Source organism: Stenotrophomonas sp. HMWF003 (assembly GCF_003061285.1).
GTDB classification, from domain to species: Bacteria; Pseudomonadota; Gammaproteobacteria; order Xanthomonadales; family Xanthomonadaceae; genus Stenotrophomonas; species Stenotrophomonas maltophilia_AP.
This window is the reverse complement of sequence record NZ_QAIW01000456.1, coordinates 6,040-15,763: the sequence shown is the minus strand read 5'-3', so window position 1 is coordinate 15,763 and position 9,724 is coordinate 6,040. Positions and strand designations below refer to the sequence as shown.

Genomic DNA, 9,724 nt, shown 5'->3' with positions numbered 1-9,724 from the left:
CTTGATCTCCTTGGCCGCCTCGGCCGAGCGTTGCGCCAGGGTGCGCACTTCGCTGGCGACCACTGCGAACCCACGGCCCTGCTCGCCGGCACGTGCCGCTTCCACTGCCGCATTCAACGCCAGGATATTGGTCTGGAACGCGATCCCGTCGATGACGCGGGTGATGTCGCCGATCCGCCGCGACGCGGTCTGGATCGCCTCCATGGTGGTGACTACCTGGCCAACCACCGCGCTGCCGCGGCCGGCCACGTCCTGGGCGCCCTGAGCCAGCGTGCTGGCCTGGCGCGCATGCTCGGCGTTCTGACGCACGGTGGAGGTCAGCTCCTCCATCGAGGCGGCGGTCTCTTCCAGGTGCGCGGCCTGGCGCTCGGTGCGCTCGGACAGGTCGCTGTTGCCGCTGGCGATCTCGCCGGCGGCCTGCGCGATGGCGCCGGTGCACTGCTGGATACGCTGCACCATGGCGGTGAGCTGTTCGGCGGTGGCATTGGCATCGCGCTGCATGGCAGCGAACGCGCCCTCGAACTGGCCGTGCATGCGCTGGTCCAGGTCACCGCGGGCCAATGCAGCCAGCACGCGGCGCACTTCGCCCACGGTGCCCCCCACGCTCTCCAGCAGCTGGTTGATGCCGCCGGTGAGGCCGTCGAGGAAGCTGGCCGTGCCCTCGGCCGACGGCAGGCGGCGGTCCAGGTCGCCCTTGGCGGCGGCGGCGACGATGTCGGCCACGGCGGTTTCCAGCTGCAGTTCCGCCGTGCGGTCATGCCATTCCACGGCAAAGCCGAGGCGTTGGCCATGGTCATCGAACACCGGCGTCACCACCTGGGCGAAATGCACCGGGCCGATCCGCACGCGGCCGTGGTGCACCTGCTGCAGCGTGTTGAGGATGGCGCGGATGCGATCGGGGTTGACGTGGAAGCGGTGGATGCTGCTGCCCACCAGCGTGTCGACGTCGAAGTCGGGGAACGCCTCACGCAGGCTGGTCTGCTGATTGCGCAACAGCGTCACCACCGACCGGTTCACGTAGCGGATCACGTGGTCGTTGTCGGCGAGCATCATTGCGGTACGCGAGACATCCAGTGCGCGGTGGATCTGCGCGTCCTCGGCATGCACGGTGGCGGCGCGCTGCTGCTGGTCGGCCAGTGCACGCGCGGCGGCGTCGGCCTGCTGCAGGTCGCGCTGCCAGCGCTCGGCCTGTCGGCGGGTACGCAGCGCCAGCACGGCCAGCAGCAGCGTGGCCACCAGGACGGTCAGCGCCACCGCCCACTGCCGCTGCCACAGCGCGGTACCGCAGCCAGCGGCCAGCAGCAGCGCGGCGGCGACCGCGACGGTGCCATCCAGGCGCTGCAACAGGGTGGGCGGACGGGCCGCGCGGGCACGGTCGGGTGGGCGCGGTGCAACAAGCGGAAGGGCAGACATGGCGACTCCGGGATTCAGAAGCAGGGACGGCCGGTCGCGCGCGGAGGCGGACAGGCCAAGGGCGCGCCGATCACCGTCGATGCGGTGGGCGCTGCGGGGAAGACGAGGAGGGAAGAAGCGCGCAGGCCGCGTGCCATCGATACCGACGCGTCGACGGTGCGGAACACCGCCGGCATGGCCCGGTCCTGTGGGCGATGGCACGGCCAACACGGCATTGCGACGACCTTCCCTGAAGCCTTGGAGTGATGCGCGGCTTCGCGACGGCGGAGCAAGCGGCGACACAGGCCGAACGTGCCGGTCTGCCTTACGGGTATCGGCCCGGCGGCCGGGAAGTTGAGTGCGTCAGGATGCCGCAGGGCAGTCCGCAGGGGCTGGACGCGGTACGACGCGGTACACGCGACCGATGGCCGCCGTCAGCCGGCGAGGAAGGCGTTGATGACTTCGGCCACCACCTGCGGATGTTCCATGTGCAGGTGGTGGGTGCCGGGGAACACGGACAGCCGGCCATCGCGCAGCAGGCCGATGCGCTCGCTGCGCAGGGGTTCGGGGTAATACGACTGCGCGGGCGTGGCGTAGATCACCTGGGTGGGGCACGCGATCGCTGCGAGCAGGTTGTCGATCTGCGCTTCGCTCAGGCGCAACGCGGTGGGCAGCATCAGGCGCGGGTCGCTGCACCAGCTGTAGCCGCCATCGACCGGTTTGACCCCGCGCTCGACCAGCAAGCGGGCGCAGGGCTCGCTGAGTTGGTTGGCCATCATCCGTGCGCGGATCGGCGCGGCCAGGTCGGCAAACACCCGCAGGTTCCTGCCCGGCAGCGCACGGGCGGCGCGCACGTGGTCGCGCAGCCGCTGCGCGGTTTCATCCTCGGGACCGCGCAGGCCCCCGAGTGCTTCGATCGCCACCAGGCGCTCGACCCGCTCCGGGGCGGCCGCGGCGGTGAGGCTGGCGATGCCGGCGCCCATCGAATGGCCGAGCAGGGTGAAGCGTTCCCAGCCCAGTGCATCGGCGACATCCAGCACGTGGCAGATCGCACCGGGCGTGTTGTATTGGGTGTCCGGCGGCAGGTGGGCGCTGTGGCCGTGGCCGGGCAGGTCCAGGGCGACCAGGTCCAGCGCCGGCAGCTGCGCTGCCAGCGGTACGAAGCTGGCCGCGTTGTCGAGCCAGCCGTGCAGGGCCAGCACCCGCGTGCCCTGGCGCTGTGGCGCACGCAGTCCCGCGGCGTGCACGCCCTGCACCTCTAGCGTGAAGGGCTGCAGGGTCATGCGAGCGCGGCGATGCTCAGCCGCGACAACGCCAGGGCGTGTTCGGGCGCCGCATTGAGGCAGGGGATGTAGCGCATCTGCGCGCCGCGCGCGGCGAGGGTTTCGGTGAAGCCCAGGGCCACTTCCTCGAGGGTTTCCAGGCAGTCGGTGGCGAACCCGGGGCAGACCACGTCGATGCGGCGCACGCCACGCTCGGCCATGGCCCACAGGGTGGGTTCGGCATAGGGCTGCAGCCACTTCTCGCGACCGAAGCGCGACTGGTAGGTCAGCTGCCAGGCATCGTCGGGCAGGCCCAGCGCATCGGCGATGGCGCGCGCGCTCGCTTCGCAGCGCTGCGGGTACGGATCGCCGGCGTCGGCCAGCCGCTGCGGGATGCCGTGGAAGGAAAACACCAGCTTTTCGCCGCGACCGTGCTGCTGCCAGGCCTGCTGGATGCTGCCGGCCACGGCCGCCACCCAGTCCGGGTCCACCGCGTAATCGCGCACCAGGGTGACGGTGACGGCAGGGTGGCGCGGCTGCCACGCGCGCACCTGGTCTTCAATGGAGGCGGTGGTGGTGGTGGAATACTGCGGATACAGCGGCAACACCACGATCCGGCGCATGCCTTCGGCGGCCAGCCGGTCCAGCTCGGCGGTCAGTGCCGGGGCGCCGTAGCGCATCGCGTGGCGCACCCGCACGTTGGGCATCAACGCCTGCATGGCCTGCGCCAGCTGGCGCGTGTAGACCATCAGCGGGGAGCCGTCGGGCAGCCACACCTGGGCATATTTGGCCGCCGAGCGACCGCTGCGCAGGGGCAGGATAAGCCCGTACAGCAAGGGTTTCCACAGTATCGCCGGGATTGCGACCACGCGCGGATCGCTGAGGAATTCAGCCAGGTAGCGACGCACCGCCGGGGCGGTTGGCGTCTCGGGCGTGCCTAGATTGACCGCCAGCACGGCGGTGTCGGGTGCGTCGAGCATGGGCCCATTCTCGCAGTTCTGCGCGATTGGCGGGATGGATTCGCCCCATCGTTGTGATGCGTTGGGCATATCAATAGACGGCATCACTCATTGCGGATTCATCGCCGGGCTTCTAACGTCGGGAAGCGTATCGACCAATGGTCCTACCTACCGCTATCTTGTGTGATCGACTTCTGGAGCCCACCCATGCGCCGCCTCAGCCTTGTACTGCTGATCTCCGCCAGCCTGCTGCTGTCCACCCAGGCAGTGGCCGGACCACAGGAAGACCAGCGCGCCCGCAATGCGGTGCGTGTGCTCAATGAAATCCAGAACATCCCCGAACAGGGCATCCCCGACAAGCTGCTGGACGAAGGCCGCGCGATTGTCGTCATTCCCGACACGATCAAGGCCGGTCTGGTGATCGGCGGGCGCCGCGGACATGGCCTGATGTCGGTCAAGAACGCCGATGGCAGCTGGTCCAACCCGGTGTTCGTGAAGCTCACGGGCGGCAGCATCGGCTTCCAGGCCGGCGTGCAGTCCTCGGACGTGGTGCTGGTGTTCCGCAACGACCGCAGCCTGGACAACCTGGTCAACGGCAAGTTCACCCTCGGCGCCGATGCCGGCGTGGCGGCCGGCCCGGTGGGGCGCAATGCGGCGGCGGCTACCGATGGCCAGCTGAAGGCCGAGATCTGGTCGTGGTCGCGTGCCCGTGGCCTGTTCGCCGGGGTCGCGCTGGACGGTGCGGTGCTGCAGATCGACGATGCCGCCAACCTGGACGCCTACGGCAGCAACACCACGCCGCGCATGGTGTTCGAGGGCCGCATGGGCGAACCGCCGTCGATCGACGTGGTCGCCTTCCGCGACCGCCTGGAAGAAGCCACCTACACCGCCCGCGAAAAGCGTGGCACCGCCGGCAGCGCACCGGCCCCGGCCGCGCGCCAGGCCGCTCCGGTCGCCGCACCCGTGGCTGAACAGGCACCGGCGTCCGGGGCGACCACGGCACCGCTGCAGCCGACCCCGGCCCAGCCCGCCGCCCAGCAGGGCTTCCAGTCCGTGGGCGAGGGTGAAGTACGCACCGAATCGCTGGACGGCAACTGACTTTCGTCACGCGCGCCGGCTAACACCCGGTGCGCTATGCTCAACCGTCTGATCACTACGTAACGCGAGCGGCTCATGGGCAGTTTCAGCATCTGGCATTGGTTGGTCGTGCTGGTCATCGTTCTGCTGGTGTTCGGCACCAAGAAGCTGACCAGCGGCGCCAAGGACCTTGGCAGCGCCGTCAAGGAATTCAAGAAGGGCATGCACGACGAGGACAAGCCGAAGGCGCAGCTCAACGACGCCTCGCGCCCGCAGGACTCGACGACCACGTCGCAGACCGAGCACGATCGCGACCCGCGCTGATCGGGACCGGCGGGCGTGTTCGATATCGGTTTCAGTGAACTGCTGGTCATCGCGGTCGTGGCCCTGGTCGTGCTCGGTCCCGAGCGCCTGCCCAAGGCCGCGCGCTTTGCCGGGCTGTGGGTGCGGCGTGCACGCACCCAGTGGGATTCGGTGAAGCAGGAGCTGGAGCGGGAACTGCACGCCGATGAGATCAAGCGGCAGTTCCGCGACGTGCAGGCATCGGTGCAGGACACCGAGGCGCAGCTGCGCGCCAGCGGTGAAGCGGTGCGCCGCGAAGCCGAGCTGATGCGCCAGGACGTGGCCCGACGTGGCGATGACGTGGCCGCCGCGGCGGACGAGCCGGTGATGACCGGCCCCGCGCCCGGCTCCCCGGCGAGCGTGGCCCAGCACGTGGTGGCGGACGATCCCATCGAGGTGGCCGAGCCGGTGCGTGACGCGATGGCCCCGCCCGGCATCGATGGCACTGCGCCGCGTGCGGCCCACACGGTGGAACCGGCGCCGGTTGGCGCGCCCCACCCCGACACCGCACAGGACGCGCCGCTGCCGCGCGACGAGCAGGCACCGCGATGAGCGAACACGAGTACCCGGAAAGCTCGCTGGTGGAACACCTGATTGAGCTGCGTGCGCGCCTGGTGCGCGCGATCGTCGGCCTGCTCGCGGTACTGCTGGTACTGCTGCCGTTCTCGCGCAAGATCTACACGTGGCTGGCCGAACCGCTGATCTCGCAGCTGCCCAACGGGCAGACGATGATTGCGACCAACCCGGCCGGCGCCTTCTTCGCGCCGTTGAAGCTGACCTTCTTCGTGGCCCTGTTCGTGGCCGTGCCGTGGCTGCTGTACCAGCTGTGGTCGTTCGTGGCGCCCGGTCTGTATGCGCGCGAGAAGCGCCTGGCGGTGCCGCTGCTGGCGTCGTCGGTGCTGCTGTTCTACCTGGGGTGCGCGTTCGCCTACTTCCTGGTGCTGCCGGCGGTCTTCCACTTCCTGACCACCTTCCGCCCCGAAGTGATTGCGATCACCCCGGATGCCAACGCCTACCTGGATTTCGTGCTGGCGATCTTCTTCGCGTTCGGCACCAGTTTCGAGCTGCCGGTGGCGATGGTGATCCTGGTGCTGCTGGGCTGGGTGTCGCCGCAGCAGTTCAAGGAAAGCCGTGGCTATGCGGTGGTGGGCATCTTCGTGGTGGCCGCGGTGTTGACCCCGCCGGACGTGGTGTCGCAGCTGCTGCTGGCGATCCCGATGTGCGTGCTGTACGAGCTGGGCATTCACGCGGCGCGGTGGCTGGTGCCCTCGTCGGTGGTGAAGCCGGCCGGGTGATCGGGTCGCACAGAAAAAACCCCGGCAGATGCCGGGGTTTTTTGTGGGTGTCGATCAGGCCGCGAACACGTTGCCGGGGCCGCCCGGCACGGGCGGCGGCGTGCGACCGCGGTGCGCGAACATCTGCTTCCAGGCGGCGTACACCGCGCCGACGTACAGCGGCATGATCACGGTGGTCATCGACAGCTGCATGACGAATGCGGCCGCTCCCATGCCGCCGAGCAGCAGGGCTACCTGCATCAGCACGAACACCAGGAAGTAGATGCACATCGCCGCGATCAGGCCCAGCACCATGAACACGGCCATGGCCGGGAAGTTCTCGATGCAGCCCTGCAGGCTCATGCGCAGCGCATGCATGCCGCTCTGACGATCGAACACCACCAGCGCCGGCTGCGCGAACATGGCCATGCTCAGCGCCACGAAGGTGGCGAAGGCGATCAGGATCCACAGCATGATGCGCTTGACCGGCACGTTGGCCATCAACGCCAGGGTCTCTTCGTTGCTGAGCTGCTTGCCGGACTGCTGCAGTTCCTGCGCGCGGTGCAGCAGGTCGTTGAAGGCGCTGAAGCCTTCGCTGCCGATCAACGCAAACAGCAACGTGCCCAGGGCGACGATGGCAATCAGCTGGATCGCCAGCGGCACCAGCAGGTGGGTCACGCGACGGTCGCGGATGGGCTGCAGCAGGTGGGTCGGCAGGCCGGGACGGCCCTGGTCGATCTCGCTCACGGCCCACAGCATGCCGCCGAACATCAGCGGGCCCACCGCCAGCGACAACAACTGCACCATCAGCCCCAGCCAGCCCGGCAGCAGCTGGGCCAGCAGCAGGATCAGCGAGGTGGTCAGCATCCACACCACGCCGATCACGGCCAGTTGCATCGGTGCGCGGGCATACAGGGAAAACGCGTCCAGCAGCCATTGGGCGCCGGCCGATGCGGGCAGCTTGCGAATCTCGCTCATACCATTCCGGAAGCAGGGGGAAGGGGCGCAGCCGCCCCGAATCCGTTCGATTATCCCTGTTTTCCGGACGCGCCACCTGAAGGCCGGGCCGCATCGCCGGGACGCTGCGTCGCAGTGCCCGGCAGGCGGCTCAGGCGTTGCGGGCCTGGCGCACGAAACGACGCAGCAGCTGCCGCGCCAGCGGGGCCGCGCTGACCCCGCGGGCCACGCTGCGGGCGCAGCCGCCGTGGCTGCGGATGCACTCGGCGCGGGCGCGCACGTAGCCACGCATGTGGTGGGTGGCGAACTCCGGGTGGAACTGCACGCCCCAGGCCTGGCGGCCGAAACGGAAGGCGTGGCAGTTGTCCTGCGCCGAGCGCGCCAGGATCGACGCGCCCTCCGGTGCGCGCAGCACCGTCTGCATGTGGGTAGCGTGGGCCGGGAAGCGCTCGGGTAGGCCGGCGAACAGCGGGTCGCTGCTGGCCGACGGGTCCAGGGCCAGCTCGATGGTGCCGGACTCGCGGCCAGCCGGGTTGTAGGCCACCTCGCCGCCCAGGGCGTGCGCCAGCAGCTGGTGGCCGTAGCAGATGCCAAACACCGGGCGGTCGTCGTGGACCGCGCCGCGCAGCCACTGCGCGCTGCGCTCGCTCCAGTCGGCACGGTCGGTGACGTAGGCGGCCGAGCCGGTGACGATCACCCCGGCGAAGTGGCGGTGGTCGGGCAGGGCGCCGCCATGTTCGACGTCCACCACCACCGTTTCGTCGGCGTCCAGCCCGGCGGCGACGCGTATCCAGTGCGGAAAACGCCCGTACCGACGCAGCGAGGCGACGGGTTGGCCGGTTTCAAGAATCAGGAACGGGGCGGAATTCATCCGGGGGCGGCAGCACTGACAGGACTTCCTCGATTGTAGTCAGCCCTGCGGCCACCTTTTCAAGTCCCGCGCGGCGCAGGGTTCGCAGCCCTTCAGCACGCGCGGCACGGTTGAAAGCGGCCAGATCCATGTCCGCGCGGATCAGGCTGCGCAGGCGCGAACCCAATGGCAGCAACTCATACAGCCCTACCCGGCCCAGGTAACCGGTGCGCCGGCAGTCGATGCAGCCGGCCGGTGCATATGGCGTGGGTGACTCAGGTAATGCTTCATCGGCATCAGCCAGCACCGCCCATTGGGCCGCGCTGAGCGGGCGCGGCACCTTGCAGTTGGGGCACAGGGTGCGCACCAGGCGCTGGGCCAGGATGCCGTTGAGGGTGGACGCCAGCAGGTAGTGCGGCACGCCCAGGTCGAGCAGGCGGGTGATCGCCGAGGGCGCGTCGTTGGTGTGCAGGGTGGACAGCACCAGGTGCCCGGTGAGCGAGGCCTGCACCGCCATCTGCGCCGTTTCCAGGTCGCGGATTTCGCCGATCATGATGATGTCCGGGTCCTGCCGCAGCAGGGTGCGCACGCCGCTGGCGAAATCCAGGTCGATGTTGGTCTGCACCTGCATCTGGTTGAATTCCGGCGCGATCATCTCGATCGGGTCTTCCACCGTGCACACGTTGACGTCCGGCGTGGCCAGCCGCTTGAGCGTGGAATACAGGGTGGTGGTCTTGCCCGAGCCGGTGGGGCCGGTGACCAGCACGATGCCGTGCGGGCGCTCGACCAGGGCGGTCCAGCCGGCCGCTTCCTGCGGGCTGAAGCCGAGCTGGTCGATGCTCTTGAACGCGGCATCCGGGTCGAAGATGCGCATCACGCACTTCTCGCCAAACGCGGTGGGCATGGTGGACAGGCGCATTTCGACCTCGCGGCCGCCCGGCGAGCGGGTCTTGATGCGGCCGTCCTGCGGGCGCCGGCGCTCGGCCAGGTCCATGCGCCCGAGCACCTTGATGCGGCTGACCACGGCGGTCATCACCGCCGGCGGCACTTCGAACACCTTGTGCAGCACCCCGTCGATGCGGAAGCGCATGCGGCCCATGTCGCGGCGCGGCTCCAGGTGGATGTCCGAGGCGCGTTGTTCGTAGGCGTACTGCAGCAGCCAGTCGACGATGTGCACGATGTGCTGGTCGTCGGCGTTGACGTCGCCGGCGCGGCCCAGTTCCACCAGCTGCTCGAAGCTGGGCAGGGTGCCGTTGGTTTCGCCGCGCACGTCGCCGCGCGCGCCACGCACCGAGCGGGTGACCCCGAAGAATTCCATGGTGTAGCGGTGCAGGTCGAGCGGGTTGACCATCGCCAGCTCGATGCGGCGCCGGGTCAGGTGCTGCAGGTCGCTCAGCCACTCCTGCACCAGCGGCTCGCTGGTGGCCACCAGCAGGCGCTCGCTGTCTACCGCCAGCGGCAGGAAGCGGTGGCGGCGTGCGTAGGCATGGGACACCACGGCGGTCACCGAGGCCACGTCCACGCGGGTGGGGTCGATGCGCAGGTAGCGGCTGCCGGTGCGGGTGGCCAGCCATTCGGTCAGCCGCTCCAGCCCGAGTTCACCGCCAGCGG

Annotated in this window: 11 protein-coding genes; 4 read left to right on the top strand and 7 right to left on the bottom strand. The window is 69.4% G+C overall.

Going from position 1 to position 9,724, the window contains the following annotated elements:
• The 4 genes from DBR34_RS20215 to hemH all read right to left on the bottom strand — a co-directional run.
• Positions 1 to 1,413, bottom strand: a 1,413-nt coding sequence (locus DBR34_RS20215; protein WP_146186898.1) for a methyl-accepting chemotaxis protein, incomplete at its 3' end; no start/stop codon positions are given.
• A gap of 14 nt (positions 1,414 to 1,427) precedes the next feature.
• The gene (locus DBR34_RS21585) at positions 1,428 to 1,589 is read right to left on the bottom strand and encodes a hypothetical protein (RefSeq protein ID WP_181394090.1); all 162 of its coding nucleotides are present in this window, start codon (positions 1,587 to 1,589) and stop codon (positions 1,428 to 1,430) included.
• Between the two features lie 237 nt (positions 1,590 to 1,826).
• On the bottom strand, positions 1,827 to 2,675 hold the full coding sequence (locus DBR34_RS20210; protein ID WP_128098106.1) for an alpha/beta hydrolase: 849 nt from the start codon (positions 2,673 to 2,675) through the stop codon (positions 1,827 to 1,829).
• Entirely contained in the window at positions 2,672 to 3,634 is a 963-nt protein-coding gene (gene hemH / locus DBR34_RS20205) for a ferrochelatase (protein WP_128098105.1), read from the bottom strand. The genes DBR34_RS20210 and hemH overlap by 4 nt, the downstream gene beginning before the upstream one ends.
• Positions 3,635 to 3,820: 186 nt before the next feature.
• Between hemH and DBR34_RS20200 the strand changes: the two genes are divergently transcribed.
• From DBR34_RS20200 to tatC, 4 genes are all read left to right on the top strand, one after another.
• Positions 3,821 to 4,711: a YSC84-related protein gene (locus DBR34_RS20200; protein ID WP_128098104.1), complete on the top strand. Its 891-nt coding sequence runs from the start codon at positions 3,821 to 3,823 to the stop codon at positions 4,709 to 4,711.
• Positions 4,712 to 4,786: 75 nt separating this feature from the next.
• Positions 4,787 to 5,014, top strand: coding sequence for a Sec-independent protein translocase subunit TatA (tatA, locus tag DBR34_RS20195; protein WP_038685414.1), 228 nt, complete (start codon positions 4,787 to 4,789; stop codon positions 5,012 to 5,014).
• Positions 5,015 to 5,029: 15 nt separating this feature from the next.
• Positions 5,030 to 5,584: a Sec-independent protein translocase protein TatB gene (tatB, locus tag DBR34_RS20190; RefSeq protein ID WP_128098103.1), complete on the top strand. Its 555-nt coding sequence runs from the start codon at positions 5,030 to 5,032 to the stop codon at positions 5,582 to 5,584.
• Complete coding sequence (gene tatC / locus DBR34_RS20185) at positions 5,581 to 6,327, top strand: twin-arginine translocase subunit TatC (protein WP_038685419.1); 747 nt, start codon at positions 5,581 to 5,583, stop codon at positions 6,325 to 6,327. Before tatB ends, tatC begins: the two co-directional genes overlap by 4 nt.
• 54 nt (positions 6,328 to 6,381) lie before the next feature.
• Here tatC and DBR34_RS20180 read toward each other — a convergent pair whose 3' ends face one another.
• The 3 genes from DBR34_RS20180 to DBR34_RS20170 all read right to left on the bottom strand — a co-directional run.
• Entirely contained in the window at positions 6,382 to 7,284 is a 903-nt protein-coding gene (locus DBR34_RS20180) for a BPSS1780 family membrane protein (RefSeq protein ID WP_128098102.1), read from the bottom strand.
• 130 nt (positions 7,285 to 7,414) lie between these two features.
• Positions 7,415 to 8,134, bottom strand: coding sequence for a glutamine amidotransferase (locus DBR34_RS20175; RefSeq protein WP_128098101.1), 720 nt, complete (start codon positions 8,132 to 8,134; stop codon positions 7,415 to 7,417).
• Positions 8,106 to 9,724 (bottom strand): GspE/PulE family protein (locus DBR34_RS20170; RefSeq protein ID WP_146186899.1); only part of this gene is annotated, 1,619 nt, incomplete at its 5' end. The genes DBR34_RS20170 and DBR34_RS20175, both read right to left, overlap by 29 nt.